20 protein-coding genes are annotated in these 18,783 nt (G+C 67.1%); 12 read left to right on the top strand and 8 right to left on the bottom strand.

Annotated elements, in window-relative coordinates; translation table 11 throughout:
• The first annotated feature begins 373 nt into the window (after positions 1-373).
• A complete protein-coding gene (locus tag TSH64_RS11930) occupies positions 374-1,756 on the top strand; it encodes a peptidoglycan DD-metalloendopeptidase family protein (protein ID WP_109096912.1) in 1,383 nt (460 codons plus the stop codon).
• Positions 1,757-1,800: 44 nt separating this feature from the next.
• On the opposite strand, the gene TSH64_RS35635 is transcribed toward TSH64_RS11930, so the two are convergent.
• From TSH64_RS35635 to TSH64_RS11915, 4 genes are all read right to left on the bottom strand, one after another.
• Entirely contained in the window at positions 1,801-1,974 is a 174-nt protein-coding gene (locus TSH64_RS35635; protein ID WP_158285370.1) for a hypothetical protein, read from the bottom strand.
• A 103-nt stretch (positions 1,975-2,077) separates the two neighbouring features.
• Positions 2,078-3,037, bottom strand: a complete 960-nt coding sequence (locus TSH64_RS11925) for a GNAT family N-acetyltransferase (protein ID WP_109096911.1) — start codon at positions 3,035-3,037, stop codon at positions 2,078-2,080.
• A gap of 30 nt (positions 3,038-3,067) precedes the next feature.
• Complete coding sequence (gene motA, locus TSH64_RS11920) at positions 3,068-3,928, bottom strand: flagellar motor stator protein MotA (protein ID WP_098740974.1); 861 nt, start codon at positions 3,926-3,928, stop codon at positions 3,068-3,070.
• A 364-nt stretch (positions 3,929-4,292) separates the two neighbouring features.
• On the bottom strand, positions 4,293-4,664 hold the full coding sequence (locus TSH64_RS11915) for a hypothetical protein (RefSeq protein WP_247872898.1): 372 nt from the start codon (positions 4,662-4,664) through the stop codon (positions 4,293-4,295).
• Positions 4,665-5,035: 371 nt separating this feature from the next.
• On the opposite strand from TSH64_RS11915, the gene TSH64_RS11910 reads away from it, so the two are divergent.
• Positions 5,036-5,611 (top strand): glutathione peroxidase, encoded by a 576-nt coding sequence (locus TSH64_RS11910; protein WP_109096910.1) that lies wholly within the window; start codon positions 5,036-5,038, stop codon positions 5,609-5,611.
• Between the two features lie 21 nt (positions 5,612-5,632).
• Here TSH64_RS11910 and ccmB read toward each other — a convergent pair whose 3' ends face one another.
• Positions 5,633-6,298 (bottom strand): heme exporter protein CcmB, encoded by a 666-nt coding sequence (gene ccmB / locus TSH64_RS11905; RefSeq protein WP_098740972.1) that lies wholly within the window; start codon positions 6,296-6,298, stop codon positions 5,633-5,635.
• Positions 6,295-6,987 carry a heme ABC exporter ATP-binding protein CcmA gene (ccmA, locus tag TSH64_RS11900; RefSeq protein WP_109096909.1) on the bottom strand — a complete coding sequence of 231 codons (693 nt, stop codon included), beginning with the start codon at positions 6,985-6,987 and terminating at the stop codon, positions 6,295-6,297. Before ccmA ends, ccmB begins: the two co-directional genes overlap by 4 nt.
• A 589-nt stretch (positions 6,988-7,576) precedes the next feature.
• Here ccmA and TSH64_RS11895 point away from each other — a divergent pair.
• From TSH64_RS11895 to TSH64_RS11875, 5 genes are all read left to right on the top strand, one after another.
• Positions 7,577-9,256: a putative transporter gene (locus TSH64_RS11895; RefSeq protein WP_247872897.1), complete on the top strand. Its 1,680-nt coding sequence runs from the start codon at positions 7,577-7,579 to the stop codon at positions 9,254-9,256.
• Positions 9,257-9,393: 137 nt separating this feature from the next.
• Positions 9,394-10,200, top strand: a complete 807-nt coding sequence (locus TSH64_RS11890) for an ABC transporter ATP-binding protein (RefSeq protein ID WP_109096908.1) — start codon at positions 9,394-9,396, stop codon at positions 10,198-10,200.
• An 86-nt stretch (positions 10,201-10,286) separates the two neighbouring features.
• Positions 10,287-11,141: a lysine/arginine/ornithine ABC transporter substrate-binding protein gene (locus tag TSH64_RS11885; protein ID WP_247872896.1), complete on the top strand. Its 855-nt coding sequence runs from the start codon at positions 10,287-10,289 to the stop codon at positions 11,139-11,141.
• 161 nt (positions 11,142-11,302) lie between these two features.
• Complete coding sequence (locus TSH64_RS11880; protein WP_109096906.1) at positions 11,303-12,007, top strand: ABC transporter permease; 705 nt, start codon at positions 11,303-11,305, stop codon at positions 12,005-12,007.
• A 4-nt stretch (positions 12,008-12,011) separates the two neighbouring features.
• Positions 12,012-12,701 (top strand): ABC transporter permease, encoded by a 690-nt coding sequence (locus tag TSH64_RS11875; RefSeq protein WP_109096905.1) that lies wholly within the window; start codon positions 12,012-12,014, stop codon positions 12,699-12,701.
• A gap of 212 nt (positions 12,702-12,913) precedes the next feature.
• Here TSH64_RS11875 and TSH64_RS11870 read toward each other — a convergent pair whose 3' ends face one another.
• Entirely contained in the window at positions 12,914-14,071 is a 1,158-nt protein-coding gene (locus tag TSH64_RS11870) for a penicillin-binding protein activator (RefSeq protein WP_247872895.1), read from the bottom strand.
• Positions 14,072-14,175: 104 nt separating this feature from the next.
• Between TSH64_RS11870 and rsmI the strand changes: the two genes are divergently transcribed.
• From rsmI to gshB, 4 genes are read left to right on the top strand one after another with little or no spacing between them, the layout of a single operon-like run.
• A complete protein-coding gene (gene rsmI / locus TSH64_RS11865; RefSeq protein WP_247872894.1) occupies positions 14,176-15,081 on the top strand; it encodes a 16S rRNA (cytidine(1402)-2'-O)-methyltransferase in 906 nt (301 codons plus the stop codon).
• Positions 15,078-15,446 (top strand): YraN family protein, encoded by a 369-nt coding sequence (locus TSH64_RS11860; protein WP_109096902.1) that lies wholly within the window; start codon positions 15,078-15,080, stop codon positions 15,444-15,446. Before rsmI ends, TSH64_RS11860 begins: the two co-directional genes overlap by 4 nt.
• A 27-nt stretch (positions 15,447-15,473) precedes the next feature.
• A complete protein-coding gene (locus TSH64_RS11855; RefSeq protein WP_109096901.1) occupies positions 15,474-16,319 on the top strand; it encodes a transglutaminase-like domain-containing protein in 846 nt (281 codons plus the stop codon).
• A gap of 22 nt (positions 16,320-16,341) precedes the next feature.
• The gene (gshB, locus tag TSH64_RS11850) at positions 16,342-17,289 is read left to right on the top strand and encodes a glutathione synthase (protein WP_109096900.1); all 948 of its coding nucleotides are present in this window, start codon (positions 16,342-16,344) and stop codon (positions 17,287-17,289) included.
• Positions 17,290-17,361: 72 nt separating this feature from the next.
• On the opposite strand, the gene TSH64_RS11845 is transcribed toward gshB, so the two are convergent.
• Positions 17,362-18,231 carry a LysR family transcriptional regulator gene (locus tag TSH64_RS11845; protein ID WP_109096899.1) on the bottom strand — a complete coding sequence of 290 codons (870 nt, stop codon included), beginning with the start codon at positions 18,229-18,231 and terminating at the stop codon, positions 17,362-17,364.
• Between the two features lie 107 nt (positions 18,232-18,338).
• Here TSH64_RS11845 and TSH64_RS11840 point away from each other — a divergent pair, with 107 nt between their 5' ends.
• Positions 18,339-18,707, top strand: coding sequence for a cupin domain-containing protein (locus TSH64_RS11840; RefSeq protein WP_109096898.1), 369 nt, complete (start codon positions 18,339-18,341; stop codon positions 18,705-18,707).
• The last annotated feature ends 76 nt before the right edge of the window (positions 18,708-18,783 follow it).

Raw genomic sequence — 18,783 nt, 5'->3', positions numbered from 1 at the left:
GCCGCGCCTCGTTCAGCGCCCCGCCGTCGGTGGAGCGGTTTATAGGCGCCCTCCCACAAACCGCGCAAGCGCTTTTTTGCTTTTCGATGAAAATTTCCTGACGGTTCGTTTTTCACCGGAGCCTGCACTGGATTCAGTGTAAGGGAACCACCCACCAACCGCGGCGTGGCCGGCACCGTCCGTGCACGCCAATCGATAGTATAACCCATGGGAACCATGGTGTTCCCGTCGGGCTCACCCCCTGCGGTCTTGTGTCGGTTGACAGGGTCGGATCGGTCCAGCATCGTCCGATCTATAGGCTTAACACCTTCGTGTGACGGCCATCGCCGACAGCCTGCTGGGCGGCCCCAGGGGTTACAGGAGGAGGACGACGGTGCGTTCGAGGCTCTCCCGCCTTCCCACGCTCGCCTTGCTTGCCGTCATCACGGCCGGTGCGCTGACGCCTGCGACTGTCGTCGCGCGCAACGCCGATGCGCCGAATGGCCGAGCCCCCCATGCCTATAAGCCGGCGGTGAAGCCGAACACCGGTGCGGAGAGCGCCGCGGAGGCCAAGGACGATGCAGGGGATGACGGTCCGGCCACCGGACCGGTCGACCGGCGCACCCTGTCCATCGGCCGCGGCGACACGCTGATGGATCTGCTGGCAACTGCCAACGTCCCGACCAACGATGCGCACGACGCCGTTGCCGCCCTGCGAGAGGTCTATAACCCGCGCCGTCTGCAAGTTGGCCAGCATGTGACCGTCCTGTTCGAGCCACGCCGCGGCGGTACCCGCAAATTCGTCGGGTTCGAGTTCGCTCCCGATCCGCTGCGGTCAGTATCGATTGCACGCAAGGGCGGTGCCGGCTTCACCTCCAACCAGACCGAGAAGCCGGTGACCCGGAAACCGGTGGCGGCGCAAGGTGTCATCCGCTCCAGCCTGTTCGAGGCGGGTGCGCAGGCCGGGGTTCCGATCTCGGTCATGATGGCCTTCATCCAGAATTTTTCCTACGACGTCGATTTCCAGCGCGACCTGCAGCCGGGCGACCGTTTCGAGATCCTGTATGAGAAGCTGGTCACCGCCGAGGGCACTCAGGCCGGCGAGGGCGAACTGCTGTACGCTTCGCTGACGCTGAGCGGCGACGACATGCCGATCTACCGCTTCAAGGCCCGCGACGGGCGTGTCGACTATTACAATGGCGATGGTGAGAGCATCCGCCGCGCCCTGCTGCGCACACCCATCGACGGCGCCCGCATCACGTCGGGCTTCGGCATGCGGCATCACCCGATCCTTGGCTTCAGCAAGATGCACAAGGGAGTGGATTTCGGAGCACCGAGCGGAACGCCGATCTATGCCGCCGGCCGCGGCACCATCGAGATCGCGGAACGTAGCAGCTCCTACGGCAACTATGTCCGTATCCGCCACAACACAGATATCTCAACTGCTTACGCCCATATGAGCCGCTTCGCCAAATCGATCAGCCGCGGCGCGCGGGTCGATCAGGGCGACATCATCGGTTATGTCGGAACCACCGGCCGCTCCACCGGGCCGCACCTGCATTACGAGGTGCTGAAGGCCGGGCATCAGGTGAACCCGCGCTCCGTCGATCTGCCGACCGGCGAGAAGTTGGACGGGCGGGAACTTCAGGCCTTCCAGCAGGCCCGGCGGTCGATCGAGAAAATGTTCGAGGACAGCCGCAGCGGCATGCAGCTTGCCCGGACCCCGGCTCCGGCGTCGACCGAGGAGAAGGGCTGCAACAAGGCCAGCAGTTGCTGACCTGCCGATGAACCGCGCACCGGTGGAGAGGACCGCCGGTGCGCCTATTCCTTGTTCATCATGTTGCGAATGGCGCCGACGAACTGGCGGGCGGTGTCCTCGTTCTCCACCATCTTCTGCAACCTGTCGCGGATGATCATCGCCTTCGGCCGCTGCTGCATGGCGCGTTCGATGGCGACGTCGGCTTCGCCGGGCTTCAGGGGTTCAAGGTCTGACATGGCGGATATCCCGTGCGAAAGCGTTGACGTGTCGGCGCGCAGGTAAGGATAGCCGGAACCGCTGCGGCCATCATCAGGCAAAGCACATCAGTGACACCGGCTATCAACGATACTGGCCGACGGTCTCCACCGCCTCGCCGCCGGTGCCGAGCTTGAACTCGGTGACGCCGGGAGCCGTATCAGGGTTGATGCCGCCGAGGTCGAGGGCTCGGACGCCGCGCTGCTTCAATTCCTGCATCGCCTTCCACAGCACCAGCCGTGTGGCGCCGTTCTTGCGCCCCGCCTCGCTGGCCCAGCTGATCTGACTGGTGGCACAGACGCCATGACGGAAGAACAGCCAGCAGGCGGCCGGCGCGCTGCCGTCCAGCGCCGTGATCATCAACGCCCCGTTGTTGCGGCCGCCGCCTTTGACCATGGCGTTGCGCAGACGGACCGCCAGCGGCCCGGTCATGGCGCGGAACCCCTTCTCGCGCGCCTGGTCATGCTCCCGCTTCATCAGCCAAGGCAGGTTGTCGGCCTTCCAGTCGACGTCGAGGACGAGGCCGGCCTTTTCGGCCCCGCGCAGACGCTTGCGCCAATCGCGGGCAAGGCCGGCATGCATCGCCTCCTCGCTCCGCGTCAGATCCAGCCAGACGGTCCGATAGCCGGGGCCGACTTTGCGAAAGCCGCAGCGGGCGAGCAGCGCCTCGTTCTCCAGTCCGGCCGGGAGTTCAGGCAGCAGGTTGGCGCGGCTGAGCGGATTGCCTGGACAGGCGCGGCGCAACAGGCGGAACACCGCCTCCAGCGTATTGGCATCGGGGATTGTACCGTCCAGCCACAGCGGTCCGCGGTAGCATTGCCGGTCGTGGAACAGCTTCAGCATGCGGCGGTCGAGTGTCTGGACGAGGCCGATCGGCTCGCCATCACGGTTGATCACGCCCAGGCGAGGGACATGGCCATAGGTGCGGCCCATGGCACGGCCATAGGCGAAGCTCTGCAGCAGGGTGGAGCGGGGAACGCGGGCGAACAGCGCATCCCAATCGCCGACGGTGCCCTCGTTCCAGGCGATGTCGATGTCCGGCATCGGCGTCTTCCGAAAGTTCAGGTGGCCGGATCAGGCGGGCGGCAGGGCGGAGGTCGCCTCTTCCACCTGGGCGAAGGTCGGACGGTATTCCGGTTCCAGCACGTTGCGGGCGTATTCAACCGAAATGGCGGGCGCGTAGCCGGACAAATGGGCGATCAGGCCGGTCTTCATCGCCTGATAATACTTGCCCTCGGCGTGATAGACGTTCTTGAGGCCGCTGGCGATGGGCGCGAGGAAGCCGTAGGCGACCAGAATGCCGGTGAAGGTGCCGACCAGCGCGCCGCCGATCAGCTTGCCCAGAACTTCCGGCGGCTCGGTGATCGAGCCCATGGTGTGGATCACGCCCAGCACCGCCGCCACGATGCCAAGCGCCGGCACGGCGTCGGCCACCGCCTGGATGGCATCGGCGATGCGCTGGTGTTCGTGGTGCATCGTCTCGATGTCCTCGTCCATCAGGTCGACCAGCTCATGCGGGTTGTCCGCACCCAGCGACATCAGACGGAGATAGGTACAGAGGAAGGCGATGGCGTGATGGTCGCCGTAGAATTTCGGAAACTGCTGGAAAAGCGGCGAGTCTTCCGGCTTTTCGATGTGCTGTTCAAGCGCCAGCAGGCCCTTGGTCTTCGCGATCTTGAAGACCTGGTACATCATGGTGAGGACCTCCAGGAAGTCCTCTTTCTTGTATTTCGGGCCTTTGAACAGGTGGCCCAGCTCCTTGCCGGTGTGGGTGACCACCGATTTCGGATTGGCGATGAAGAAGGCGCCGGCACCGGAACCCAGGATGATCATGAACTCGAACGGCATCCACAGCACGCCCATGTGGCCACCGCCGAGGATGTAGCCACCGAACACACTGAAGATCACGATGCCGAAGCCGATCATCACGAACATTCGGTCTCTCCCCTCCCCATACCGACCACGGGCCGCAAGATGCTGCCGGCTGACAGATGGCCGGACATCGGTTGAGTTTCCGTGAATCACCCGAACGGCCTACCGCCTTCGCGACAGGCCGCGCGATCCTACCGATGCAGGAGTGCCCTGTCACGAAAGGACTGAGGAGTAAGGGTTTTCAACGGGTGCAGGGAGGAGGGGCGGTGAAGGTGTCGCTGGGCTCCGTGCACAGGAGGACAAATGCACAGCCCGAGCGCGACGGAAAAGCACAGGATGGTCACAGCCCAAGCGGGGCGGTCCGACAGCGCAACGCCCCAGCGACCGGGTAGACCGGCCAGCCGGGGTGCTCGAAAAGCAAAGAATGTTATCGAAGCGGAATGTTCATCTGGACGCTGACGCCCGGCTGCGGCGGCGGCGGGGCATAGATGACCGGGGGCGGTGCATAGGACGGCGCATAAATGACGCGCGGCGGAGGCGGCGGGGCCGGCACGACGACCACCGGCGGCGGCGCGCCATAGATGACGACCGGACGATCATCATGGTGATGCTTCTTGTGATGGCCCCAGCCATGGCCACGGCCATGCTCGCCGGGGTCGGCAAGCGACGGCGCAGACAGCGCGGCGCCGAGCATCAACATCGTTCCGGCAACACCGGCGGCCTTTGCGGCGGCACGGACAGCCCGGCGTATCGCCGTCCGCGGCATCTGGAGATCCTGCATGGCGGCTCCGGCGTTCATCGACCTGTTCTCCTGGAATGGGTTTGCATCGGCAACGGGAAGCGCAGACGCCGGGCGGACGGCCACATACCCAATTCGATGGGATAAACGCTTATGCTCAGGCTGAGGTTCGACCGGGTGGGACATTTTTGGGCGCTGTGCGGTGGAGGGGGTTGGCTGAACGGACGGCGGCGGGAGGGTGCCGTGCGTCCTTACTCATGAAGCTGTTGATCGACGGCGGCCACCGCTACCCGTCCGAAGGGGCTAGACCGGATGAAGCGCGCAGTCGGGTGGTGCCGTCATGATCCGATGGGCACTTGGCCGCGTATCAGGCATCGTATGGGCAAGGATGACCTCATCCCAATCGCCACCCCACCCACCGAGCCGCGCCGATGACCGTCCGAGCCAGACTTCGCACCGTCGCCATGGCGGCAGTCCTTTCCATGATGGGAGGCGCCGGCGCCATGGCCGCAAGCAACGCTTACGATTTCACCTTCCAGAGCATCGACGGCAAGCCGCTGCCGCTGTCGCAGTTCAAGGGCAAAGCGATCCTGGTGGTCAACACCGCTTCGCAATGCGGCTTCACCCCGCAATACAAAGGGCTGGAGGCGCTGTGGCAGCGCTACCGCGACCGCGGTCTGGTGGTGGTCGGCGTGCCCTCCGATGACTTCGGCGGCCAGGAGCCGGGGAGCGCCAACCAGATCAAGGATTTCTGCGAGGTCAATTACAGCATCGACTTCCCGATGGCGGACAAGACGGTGGTGTCTGGGGACAGCGCCCATCCCTTCTACCGCTGGGCAGCGGACGAGTTGGGCTTCCTCGCCAAGCCGCGCTGGAACTTCCACAAATATCTGGTGGGACCGGACGGCAAGCTGGTGTCCTGGTTCTCCACCATGACTGACCCCGAGTCGGACAAGGTGCGCGAGGCAATCGAGACGCTGCTGCCGGAGAAGGCTCCGAAGTCTTAAGCGGCGCCGTTTGCTCCTGCCCTACTCCACCGCCTGCCGCAGCGCCGCGGCCCCCGCCCAGGGAGCGAGCGGCAGGGCGGCGGCGAGGATGCCGGCAAGCAGCAGCAGGTGCGGGCGCGGGGTCAGCCCGTTGATCGCCGCGTCGATGGCGCCCGCGCCGAAGATCAGCACGGGGATGTAGAGCGGCAGGATCAGCAGCGACAGCAGAACGCCGCCCCGCCGCGCTCCCAGGGTCAGGGCCGCCCCTATGGCGCCGATCAGGCTGAGGATCGGCGTGCCCAGCGTCAGGGTCAGCACCAGCACGCCAAATCCCTGCGCATCCATGTTCAGCAGGACGGCCAACAGCGGGGCGGCGACGATCAGCGGCACACCGGTGACCAGCCAATGGGCCAGCGTCTTCGCCAGCACCGCGGCCTCCAGCGGCAGGGGGGACAGCGACAGAAGCTCCAGCGAGCCGTCCTCGTAATCGGTCTGGAACAGACGCTCCAGCGACAGCAGCGAGGCGAGCAGCGCCGCCACCCAGATCACGCCGGCGGCGATGCGGGCCAGGATGTTCGGCTCCGGACCGACGCCGAAGGGGAACAGCACCACGCACAGCACGAAGAACATGACGGCGATGGTGGCGTCCGATCCCTGGCGCAACGCCAGCCGCAGGTCACGCGCGACAAGGCGCAGGAAACGGCTCATGGCCCGGCCCCTTCTTCCTCATACTCGTCGCCCACATCCTCATCGCCGGCCTCTTCGTCGGCGTAGGGGGTGAACTCGTCCAGATGCAGTTCCTCGCCGCCAGGGGTGGCGATGTCGGTGTGAGTGGACAGCACCACCATGCCGCCCTGCGCCCGATGTTCGGCGATCAACCCCTCGAACAGAGCGATGGCGGCGCGGTCGAGCGCCACGGTCGGTTCATCCAGCAGCCACAGGGTCGCCGGTGCGGCCAGAAGCCGCGCCAAGTTCAGCCGGCGCTTCTGACCGGCCGACAGGTAGCGGCCCGGCACCCCGGCGATGTGCGGCACCCCAAGCCGGTCGAGTGCGGCGCGCGCGTTGGCGGCGGGATCGGCGGCCCCGGCCAGCGCCGCCCAGAAGGCAAGGTTCTCCGCCGCAGTCAGCACCGGCTTCACCGCGTCGAGATGGCCGACATACTGCACCTTCGCCCGGTGGGCATCCGGGTCGTCGGCAACCGACACCCCGTCCCAGCCCAGCGTGCCGCGCAGCGGCTTCAGCAGCCCGGCCATCACCCGCAGCAGGCTGGACTTGCCGCTGCCGTTGGGACCGAGCAGAACCAACGCGCCGCCGGGAGCGATGCGGAACTCCAGCCCGGTGAAGACCAGCCGGTCGCCACGCAGACAGGTCAGCTCTGATCCGGCAAAGACGGGCATGGGGACGGGTCGCGCTTCCGGTTGAGGGAGGCGCTGCTATAGCACAGGGCAGCGGGAAAGCCGGAGCGAGAATGCGGTCGCCCCAGCGGTCAACCGACGCATCGGTTCAATGGGCACAGCGGGTCAATGGAGGCGGGACAAAAGAAAAGGCCACCGCGAGGGGGTTCTCGCGATGGCCTTGCGTCCGGCCGGGTCCGGCCGGTCGATACCTTGTGGAACGGCTTCGTTCGTCGCAGCGATGGCGCTAGGGGGAACGCCGATGCGCGCGACCTCTGGGGCCGGTTGCTTGAGTTATCGTGTAAGGGAAGAAAGTGGCAAAATTTGGATGGAGTTCGAGGAAACGGATGCTACCCGATGACGCGACGCGGCCTCCGCAGCGCTGCGCTCCCATGCGTGCACCGCAGCGCCGGGTGCCGGGATTGTCACGGCTAAAGGCCGGACGCTTGTTCTGAATCAACGCCTTGGTCGCTGTCCTGCCGCATCGTGGCGCCGTCATTCCCCCGCTGGAACGGGGACCGCCGCACCCCTCCGGATTTCCTCGTAATTGCGGCGGCGTCTGCCCAAATATGTTCAGGAAGCGAGTTGTCCCATGTCGGCCTTCGCAGACATCCTCCAGGCCATGCCGCCGATCGCGCGGGTGGTGTTCATGCTCGGTCTCGTGTCGGCGGCGGGCGTGGCGCTCGGCCATATCAAAATCCGCGGGGTCGGGCTCGGCATCGGCGGCGTGCTGTTCTCCGGCATCGCCGGCGGCCACATCGCCAAGCAGGCGGGCATCGCCTTCAATCCGGAGATGATGGACTTCATCCGCGACTTCGGGCTGATCCTGTTCGTCTACACCATCGGCATCCAGGTCGGCCCCGGCTTCTTCGCCGCACTCCGGCGGACCGGGCTGGCGCTGAACGGGCTGGCCCTGCTGATGGTGGGATCGAGCATCCTGCTGACCGCGGTGCTGGTGTCGTCGGGCGCGCTATCGCTGGGCTCCTCGCTGGGCGTGTTCGCCGGTGCCGTGACCAACGCCCCGGCGCTCGCCGCCACCCAGCAGGTGCTGACTGAAGTCGGGGCCGGGGCCGGGGTGATGGCCCTGCCCGGCCTCGCCTTCGCCGTCACCTACCCGTTCGGCATCGCCGGCAACCTGCTGTCGATGGCCGCCGTCCGCATCCTGTTCCGCATCGACCCGGAGGCGGAGGCCACCCGCTTCGAGGACTGCCGCCGGGCCGAGGTGTCGACGCTGGAGACCATGGATCTGGCCGTCCGCAATCCGGAGCTTGCCGGCCGGCCGCTGGGCTCCATCGACCTGCTGTGCGGCCAGGGGGTGGTCGCGTCGCGCCTGCTGTGCGACGGCAAGCTCTGCGTCCCGCATGACGGGACCTGCCTGAAGCTGGGCGACGTGCTGCATGTGGTCGGGCCACGGCCGAAACTGGAGCAGGTGCGCGCCCTGCTGGGACAGGAGTTCGACCGGCCGCTGACCACCAAGGGCACCGACCTGAAGTGGGAGCGCATCGTCGTCACCAACAACGCGGTTCTGGGCAAGTCGATCGCCACGCTGAACCTCCAGGACGCCCATGACGTGGTTGTCAGCCGGGTCAACCGGTCGGGCGTGGAGCTCGTGCCGACCCCGGCGCTGAAGCTTCAGTTCGGCGACATCCTGACGGTGATCGGCCGACCGGACAGCCTCGCCGCCGTCGGGCAGATCTTCGGCAACTCCACCCGCAAGCTGCAGCAGGTGGAGATGATCCCGATGTTCCTGGGCATCGCGCTGGGTGCGGCTCTGGGCGCCATCCCGATCTTCCTGCCGGGGATGCCGGCGCCGCTGCGCCTCGGCCTTGCCGGCGGCCCGCTGATCGTCGCCCTGATCCTGGGCCGCATCGGCCATGTCGGGCCGCTGGTCTGGTTCATGCCGCCTGCCGCCAACCTGGCGCTGCGCGAGATCGGCATCATCCTGTTCCTGGCCGTGCTGGGCATCGCGTCCGGCGACCGCTTCGTCGCCACGCTGGCCAGCGGCGCCGGCTGGCCCTGGATGATGTGGGGCGTGCTGGTAACGCTGGTGCCGCTGCTGCTGACCGGGCTGGTCGCGCGCGGTGTCATGAAGCTGAACTTCCTGACCATCTGCGGCGTCCTGGCCGGCGCCCAGACCAACCCGCCGGGGCTGGCCTATGCCAACGCGCTGGTCGCGTCGGAGGCTCCGGCGCTGGCCTACGCCACCGTCTACCCGCTGGCGATGTGTCTGCGTATCCTGGGACCGCAAATTCTGGTACTATTGTTGTGGTGACGCACCATTTTCCGACACAAGCGGCACAACGCGCGCGGCGTGTGAAATCCGCGTTGCGGAACCCCTGTGCCCCGGTCTAGCCTGTGCCGTAATGGTCAGACCATAGCCAGCCTCCACAACCCAGCCGGTTCTCCCGCATGCATCGCCATCCGCCCGTCAGCGATTCCGCACCCGCCGCCGTCGCCGTGGAGGATTTGCACAAGCGGTTCGGCGAGCTGGAGGTGCTGAAGGGCGTGTCGCTGACCGCCCGCGAGGGCGACGTGATCACGTTGATCGGCTCGTCCGGCTCGGGCAAGAGCACGCTGCTGCGCTGCATCAACATGCTGGAGATCCCGGACGACGGCCGCGTGGTGATCGGCGGCGAGGCCATCGCGCTGAAGAAGACGCGCGGCGGCGCCAGCATCCCCGCCGACTCGCGGCAGGTGGAACGCATCCGCACCCGGCTCGGCATGGTGTTCCAGAGTTTCAATCTCTGGACCCATATGACCATCCTGCAGAACGTGATCGAGGCGCCGGTCCATGTGCTGGGCGTGCCGAAGGCCGAGGCCATCGACCGCGCCCGCATGCTGCTGGACAAGGTCGGCATCCTGGCGAAGGCCGACAGCTATCCGGTCCAGCTCTCCGGCGGGCAGCAGCAGCGCGCGGCCATCGCGCGCGCACTCGCCATGCAGCCGAAGGTGATGCTGTTCGACGAGCCGACTTCGGCGCTCGACCCCGAACTGGTCGGCGAGGTTCTGCGCGTCATCCGCCAGCTGGCGGACGAAGGCAACACGATGATCCTGGTGACGCATGAGATGGGCTTCGCCCGCGAAGTGGCGTCCAAGGTGGTTTTCCTGCACCAGGGGCGGATCGAGGAGGAGGGGTCACCCGACAAGGTGCTGACCAACCCCGACTCGGACCGGGTGCGGCAGTTCCTCTCGCGCCATCTGTCCGGCGCGGCGTGAGGGGACGAGGCAGAGGGCAGGACCGGACCGTCAGAAACAGCCCGGCTCCCAACAGGAGCCAAAGAACGGGCGAACCGAACAGAGGAGTGTGTTCCTTGAAGAAGATCGTTTCGGCCCTGGCGCTCGGCGCCATTATGGCCGTCGCCGCTGCCGGCGCCGCCGGTGCGAAGGAATGGAAGACGGTCCGCATCGCCAGCGAGGGCGCCTATCCTCCGTGGAACGCCACCGACACCTCGGGCAAGCTGACCGGCTTCGAGGTCGACCTCGGCAACGACCTGTGCAAGCGCATGAAGGTCACCTGCGAGTTCGTCGCCCAGGATTGGGACGGCATCATTCCGGCCCTGCAGCAGGGCAAGTACGATGCCATCATGTCGGCGATGACCATCACCGACGAGCGGAAGAAGGTCATCGACTTCTCGGTCCCCTATGGCACCGAGCCGTCGGTCTTCGCCGTGGTGACCGGCTCGCCGCTGGCCAAGGCGCTGAACCTCGGCGCCGACCGCGTCGACCTGAACGACCAGGGCAAGGCGAAGCCGGTCCTGGACAAGCTGGCCGAAGCGCTGAAGGGCAAGTCGGTCGGTGTCCAGGTGTCGACCATCCAGGCCGACTTCATGGACAAGCATCTGCCGAAGGTGACCATGCGCACCTACGACAAGATCGACAATGCCGGCATCGACCTGGGCTCCGGCCGCGTCGACGCCATGCTGGGCGACCGCTCGGTCGTCGAGGCGGTGGTGAAGGCCACGCCGGACAAGATGGTCATCGTCGGCCCGAACTTCATCGGCGGCGTGATCGGCGAAGGCATGGGCGTGGGCCTGCGCAAGGACACCGCCGACCTGAAGGCGATGTTCGACAAGGCCATCGGCGAGGCGCTGAAGGACGGCACCGTCAAGAAGCTGAGCACCCAGCATTTCGGCTACGACATCTCGCCCACCAAGTAAGGGGGCGAAGCAAGGCGGACCCCAGGTCCGCCTGTCTGACCGGTACGGCGCCCGGCGGCCTTTATGGCGACCGGGCGCCAGTCGTTCAGTAACCTCCGTTCGCTGACCCCCGTCCGGCCGGCGCTCCGCGCCGCGCCCGGCGGGCCTTACCGGGCGTGCCAATGCTGGAACTCCTTTCCTTCGGTCCCAACGGCTGGGGCGGACAGCTGCTGATGGGCACCGCGATGACGGTCGCGGTCGCCGTGTCGGCCTTCGCCTTCGGCATCCTCGTCGGGTCGCTCGGCGCCTCGGCCAAGCTCAGCCACTCCCTGGCGCTGAACGTCGTGGCCGATGTCTACACCACCATAGTGCGCGGCATCCCCGAACTGCTGGTCATCTATCTGCTGTTCTTCGGCGGCAGCGGCGTCGCCACCTCCATCGCCGCCGCCTTCGGCTATGACGGGCGGGTCGACCTGAATGCCTTCACCATCGGCGTGCTGGCGGTCGGGCTGATCTCCGGCGCCTACTCGACTGAGGTGATCCGCGGTGCGGTGCAGTCGGTCCCCTTCGGCCAGATCGAGGCGGCGCGCGCCTGCGGCATGAGCCGCTGGCTGATCCTGCGCCGGGTTCTGGTGCCGCAGACGCTGCGCTTCGCCCTGCCCGGCCTCGGCAATGTCTGGCAGCTGACGCTGAAGGACACGGCGCTGGTGTCGGTGACGGCACTGGCCGAGCTGATGCGCATCACCCATCTGGCGGCGGGCGCCACGCGCCAGCCCTTCCTGTTCTACAGCACCGCCGCCGTGCTGTACCTGATGCTGACCACCATTTCGACGGCGTTCTTCAACCGCGCTGAAATCTCCGCCAATCGCGGCGTCCGGAGGGCCTGAGGCCATGAACTGGCAACTGATGTGGGACAGCCTGCCCCGCATGCTCGGCGGGTTGTCGCTGACGCTGCAGCTGATCGTCGGATCGCTGGCTCTGGGGGCGCTGGTCGCCTTCGGCGTGGCGTTGCTGCGTCTGTCGGGCAACCGCGTGGTGGAGACGCTGGCGGCGGCCTATGTCTTCGTCTTCCGCGGCACGCCGCTGCTGGTGCAGATCTTCCTGGTCTATTACGGGCTCGGCCAGTTCGAGTTCATCCGCGACAGCATCCTCTGGCCCTTCCTGCGCGAGCCCTACTGGTGCGCCATCCTGGCGCTGACGCTGAACACCGGCGCCTACACCAGCGAGGTGCTGCGCGGCGCCATCCTGTCAGTGCCGCAGGGGCAGGTGGAAGCGGCGCGGGCCTGCGGCATGTCGCGGGCGCTGGCCTTCCGCCGCATCGTGCTGCCGGTGGCGATCCGCCAGATGCTGCCGGCCTACGGCAACGAGGTGATCCTGATGGTGAAGGCGACCTCGCTCGCCAGCACCATCACGCTGATGGAGGTCACCGGCATCGCCCGCCGGATGATCGCCCAGACCTTCGCGGTCTTCGAGCTGTTCATCGTCGCCGGCGCGATCTATCTGGTGCTGAACTTCATCGCCACCCGCCTGATCAAGTTCGCCGAATGGCGCCTGACCCCCTACCTGCGGGCGCGGGCGTAAGCGGCGTAAGTAAGGATAGCGTCGAACAGGCCCTCTCCCACCTGGAGATTTTCCCCTCTCTCCCCTGGAGAGCAAGGTCAGGGTGAGGGAGACGCACGGCGACGATCCCCGAGTATCCTTACCTGGGAAACGAAAACGCCGCGGTCCGTCCCGATGACGGCCGCAACGTTTTCAATTTCCCCCTCTCGTCCCGAAGGAGAGAGTGTGTTTCCTTACTGCCCCAGCATCTCGAAGGACGGCGGAGCCGGATCGACCACGCGCGATCCGGTCGGGGTGATTTCCATCACCGCCAGCCCGCGTTCGACCAAGCCGTCGGTGCGCAGGCGGAACAGACCGTCCAGCCCCTCAAAGCCGTTCGGGTTTGTCATCGCCATGCGGTCGAAGGGCACCGGACCGCCGGTGCGGGTCAGCACCGCGGCGATGGAGGTGGCATCATAGGCCAGCGTGGCGATGCGCGGTGGCTTGCGGCCATAGACCTGCTCGAACTGCGACTCGAAGCGGGCGCGGGTCTGCGGGGCCGGGGCGGCATAGAGCGCGCCGACCAGCGCCGGCTCCTGCCCCAGCGCCCCTTGCGAGCTGTCGTCCCACAGGCCGGTGCCCAGCAGCTTGACCTGCTGCGGCTGCACGCCGTTGGCGGCCAGCGCCTGGGCGATGCCCTGGGCGCGCTGCCCGCCTTCGGCCAGCATCACCGCCTGCGGCTGCGGCGTCACCTGCGCCACCTGCTTGGCCGGAACCGACAGGTCGGTGACCGCCGGATCGTAGCGTTCGACCTGCGTGGTCATAGTGCCCAGCTTCGGTGCGATCTGCTGCATGGCATTCACCACCGCATCGCCATAGGGCGAGCGCGGCGCCAGTACGGTGAAGCGCGTCGCCCCGCGCGAGCGGGCATAGCCGGCGACGCGGTTGACCTGATCGGCCGGAACGAAGCCCAGCACATAGGTGCCGTTGCCGGCCTGGGTGGCATCGTTGGTGAAGGCCAGCACGTCGACGCCGGCGTTCTGGGCAATCGGCCGCACCGCGGCAACGTCGGCGGCGAACAGCGGGCCGATGATCAGGCGGGCGCCTTCGGCCAGCGCTTGGCGCGCAGCGTCGGCCGCACCGCCCGGCGTGCCCTTGGTGTCGCGCGGCAGAAGCTGCAGCTGGTCGCCGGCCATGTCGAACAGCGCCATCTGGGCGGAGTCCAGCATGGCCTGCCCGATGGCGGCGCTCTGCCCGCTGAGCGGCACCAGGACGGCCACCTTGATCGGGCCCTGCGCTTCCGGCAGGGGAGCCACCGGAGCCGGGACCGGTTGCGGCGCTTGTGCCACCCGCGGCGGCGCGCTTACAGTCGAACAGGCCGACAACAGGCCGGCGACCAGCAAGGCTGCCACGCCGTGACGTTTCAGACCCTGTGAGAAAGCTGTTGCCAAGCGTGCCACCAATCGTCTCCACATCTGCTGAAACGGCCGCCGATACCGAAGGCGAGACCCAAGGCATGGTCCCCACCGAGCCGGCCGAAAGTGGCGCTCAAGGTAGCCCCCTCGCCGCGCCAAGTAAACTCGCGGGCGGGCTGTATGTCGTCGCTACCCCCATCGGAAACGCCGCGGACATCACGCTGCGCGCGCTCGACACGCTGAAGCGGGCCGACGCCATCGCCTGCGAGGACACGCGCGTTACCGCCAAGCTGATGGGCATCCACGGCATCCACACCCCCTTCGTCTCCTACCACGAGCACAACGCTGCAAAGATGCGTCCGATCCTGATCGGCCGCATGAAAAAGGGCGAGGCCATCGCGCTGGTCACCGACGCCGGCACCCCGCTGGTCTCCGACCCCGGCTACAAGCTGGTGCGGGAGTGCGTGGCGGAGGGGGTGGCGGTGACCACCCTGCCCGGCGCATCGGCCCCGCTGGTGGCCCTGGTGCTGTCCGGCCTGCCGACCGACCGCTTCCTGTTCGCCGGCTTCCTGCCCAACAAGAGCAGTGCGCGGCGCGCCACCGCCGGTGAGCTGAAAGGCGTGCCCGCCACGCTGGTCTTCTTCGAATCGCCGCAGCGCCTGCCGGAGTCGCTGGCCGACCTCGCCGACATCCTGGGCCCGCGCGAGGCCGCCGTCGCCCGCGAACTGACCAAGCTGTACGAGGAGGTGCGGCGCGGCACCCTGCCCGAGCTGGCCGCCCATTATGCCGAGGCCGGCCCGCCGCGTGGCGAGGTCGTGCTGGTGATCGGCCCGCCGGGAGAGGAGGCGACGCCGGGCGAAGCCGATGTCGACGCCCTGCTGCGCGAGGCGCTGACCCGCCTGTCGGTGCGCGATGCCGCCGCCGATGTCGCCGCCCGCACCGGCCAGCACAAGCGCACCGTCTATGCCCGCGCGCTGGAACTGCAGCGGGAGGAAAGGACGAAATGACCGACCTGGATGCGCGGCGCCTGCGGGCCGAAAGCCTGGGCCGCCGGGCGGAGGCGCTGTGCCGCCTGTCGCTGCGGCTGCGCGGCTACCGCATCCTGGCAAGCCGCCTGCGCACGCCGATGGGCGAAATCGACATCGTCGCCAGACGCGGCCGCACCATCGCCATCGTCGAGGTGAAGGCACGCGGCGACTGGGACACCGCCAACGAAGCGTTGAATGCCCGCCAGCGCGGCCGGCTCGCCCGCGCCGCCCATGCCTTCCTCGGCGCCAACCCACGCTATGCCGGCTATGTCTTGCGCTTCGACGTGATGCTGGTTACCCCTTGGGCCTGGCCCCGTCATCTGGTCGATGCCTGGAGACTGTGAGGGGATAAATTTGAAGGGGCGACAGTCTTGAGCAACAGCGCGGAAGCCCGCGAAATCCTGCGCCGCATCGGCGACCAGCCGGACGACGAGATCGATCTGGCCGAAGCCGCCCTGGCTCTGGGCGCGCTGGAGTTGCCGAGCGCCGACCTCGCCCCCTACCGCGCCCATATCCGCGCCATCGTCGAGGATCTGGCCGCCCGCGTCGCGGCAGAGGACAAGGCCGCGGGCGATAGCCTGGAAGCGCGCATCGCCCATCTGCACGCCGTGATCGGCGAGCGCCACGGCTATTCCGGCGACCACGACACCTACGACGACCTGCAGAACGCCAACCTGCTGCGGGTGGTCGACCGCCGGCGCGGCCTGCCGGTGGCGCTCGGCATCCTCTACATGCATGCCGCCCGCTCGCAGGGCTGGCCGATGGTCGGGCTGAATTTCCCCGGCCATTTCCTGGTCCGCATCGAGAAGGACGGCGCCCGCGCCATCCTTGATCCCTTCAACGAGGGGCAGACCCGCAGCGTCGTCGACCTGCGCGACCTGCTGAAGGCCACCGCCGGCAGCGCCGCCGAGCTGGAACCCGGCCATTACCAGCCGGTGTCGAACCGCGACGTGCTGCTGCGCCTGCAAAACAACATCAAGCTGCGCCACCTGTCGGCGCACGATGTGCCGAAGGCGCTGGAGGTGCTGGAGGCGATGCGCCTGTTCGCCCCGCACGAGCCGGCGCTGTGGCGCGAGACCGGCCTTCTGGAAGCCCATGCCGGCAATCTGAAGGACGCCATCACCGCGTTGGAAACCTTCATGGCCCTGACCGGTGACGACCATCACCGGCACCAGACCGCCTCGCTGATCCAGCAACTGAAGAACCGCCTGAACTGACCCCGTTCCAGAGGGACCCGTCATGAGCCTCGCCGTCGCCTTCCAGATGGACCCCATCGAGTCGATCAACATCGACACCGACTCCAGCTTCATGATGGCGCTGGAGGCGCAGAAGCGCGGCCATCGCCTGTACCACTACCACCCGCGCGACCTGATCCTGACCGGCAACCGCCTGACCGCCCGCGTGCGCGAAATGACGGTGGTGCGCCAGCGCGGCGCCCACTACACGCTGGGCGAGCCGGTTATGACCGACCTGTCGACGATGGACGTCATCCTGCTGCGGCAGGACCCGCCCTTCGACATGGCCTACATCACCTCCACCCACCTGCTGGAGCATGTGCAACCCAAGGTTCTGGTCGTCAACGACCCGGCCGAGGTCCGCAACGCGCCGGAAAAGCTGTTCATCACCAAATTCCCCGACCTGATGCCGCCGACGCTGATCACCAGCGACAAGCAGGCCATCCTGGACTTCCGGGCCGAGCACAAGGACATCATCGTCAAGCCGCTGTTCGGCAACGGCGGCGCCGGCGTCTTCCACCTGAAGCCGGACGACGAGAATCTCGGCTCCCTGCTGGAGATGTTCACCCAGCTCTACCGCGAGCCGGTGATTGTCCAGCGCTACCTTCCGGAAATCCGCCAGGGCGACAAGCGCATCATCCTGGTCGACGGCGAGCCGGCTGGTGCTGTCAGCCGCATGCCGCTGGAGGGCGAGGCCCGCGCCAATTTCCATGCCGGCGGCAGCGCCAAAAAGACCGAGCTGACCGCGCGCGAGCGCGAGATGTGCGACGCCATCGGCCCGGTGCTGCGCGAGAAGGGTCTGGTCTTCGTCGGCATCGACGTGATCGGCGACTATATGACCGAGATCAACGTCACCTCCCCCACCGGCATCCAGGAGATCAACCGTCTGAACGGCGTTCAGCTGGAAGCCCTGCTGTGGGATGCCATCGAGCGCCGCCGCGCGGCAAAATAAGGACTGCGGCGCGCGGGGAAGTAAGGATAGGGCGCCACCGGGTCAAACGGGCGGGCTAGGCCGTGGGACCGGTCAGCCCGTCCGCTTGAACCGGGCGAAGGCGTCGCGGATTTGCCGGGCCAGTTCCGCCGCCGCCAGCGAGGGCGTGCGGACCGGCCGATGCAGCGTGACGGCGAAGGACGGCAGGTCGGGAAGACCGCTGTCCGCCGGCAGGATTTCCAAGTCGGGCGGCACGGTGAAGGCCAGCCAGGCCGAGACCGCGAGATCCATCCGCACGGTGGCGAAGGTGGCGTCCAGCCCGCCATTCTCGAACATGCTGCGCCAATCCCGCCCCTGTCGGCGCAGCGCCGCCATCACCGCCGGCCGGAAGACGCAGGTTTCCACCACCAGCGACAATGGCAGCGGGGTCGCGGCATAAGCATTGCCGCCGCGCGCACCAACCCAGACCAGACGGTCGATCAGCAGATGCTCGCCCTGCGCCGCCTCCACCGGCTCCTCGACCAGCGCAAGGTCGAGATCACCATCGCCGATGCGGCCCGCCAGTTCGGGGGACGATCCGCAGATCAGCGTCAGCTCGACCTTCGGAAAGGCAGCGGTGAAACTCCGCAGCATTGGGGCGATGCAGGGAGCGACAAGGTCGTAGGGAACACCGATCCGCACCGGCCCGTCGATGGCGCCGCCGGTGATGTCTGCCCAAATCTCGTCGTTCAGCGCCAGCAACCGCCGGGATTTCCCCAGCAAACGCTCCCCCAATGCGGTCGGGCGCAATCCGCCGCGGTCACGGATGAACAGGGGGCCGCCGGCCAGCGCTTCAAGCCGGGCAATCTGCTGGCTGACCGCCCCCTGCGTCAGGTTCAGGTTCTGGGCCGCCGCCGTCATGCTGGCGTGGTCTGCGACCACGGCAAAGCTGCGCAGCAGGGTCGTGTCGAGATTCCTGGGCATGACGGCATTATGAACACTAATGATCTCCATCTCCACTATTAGTTACCAAAGAGATCGGTTAAACGCTATTCCGGTTCATCCGCACCACGACCGGAGATGACGTTCCGATGATCCCTGCCCTCAACATCGACGCCGCACTCGACGCCCTGACCGATCACTGGTCGCCCAAAGTGATCGCGCGGGTGAACGACCAGTATGTGAAGGTTGCCAAGTTGAAGGGCGAGTTCGTCTGGCACCGCCACGATGATGAGGATGAACTCTTCCAAGTCATCCGCGGCCGGCTGCGCATCCAGTTCGAGGATGGCAACGAGACGCTGCTGTCACCGGGCGAACTGTGCGTGATCCCACGTGGAGTGATGCACAATCCGGTCGCCGACGAGGAATGCTGTATTCTGCTGATCGAAACGGTGACGACGAAGCACACCGGCGATGTCGAGACGCCGATGACCCGCTCCATCGCCCAACAGCTGGCCTGAAAGCGGGCCCGACGGCGTGCCTGGCTGCGGCGCGCCGTGCCTTGACCGGCGGACTTCGGGGGGCGATAACTGCCGC

The organism is Azospirillum sp. TSH64 (assembly GCF_003116035.1).
GTDB lineage: Bacteria > Pseudomonadota > Alphaproteobacteria > Azospirillales > Azospirillaceae > Azospirillum.
The sequence above is the reverse complement of the archived record's forward strand: the minus strand, read 5'-3'. Positions and strand labels throughout refer to the sequence as shown.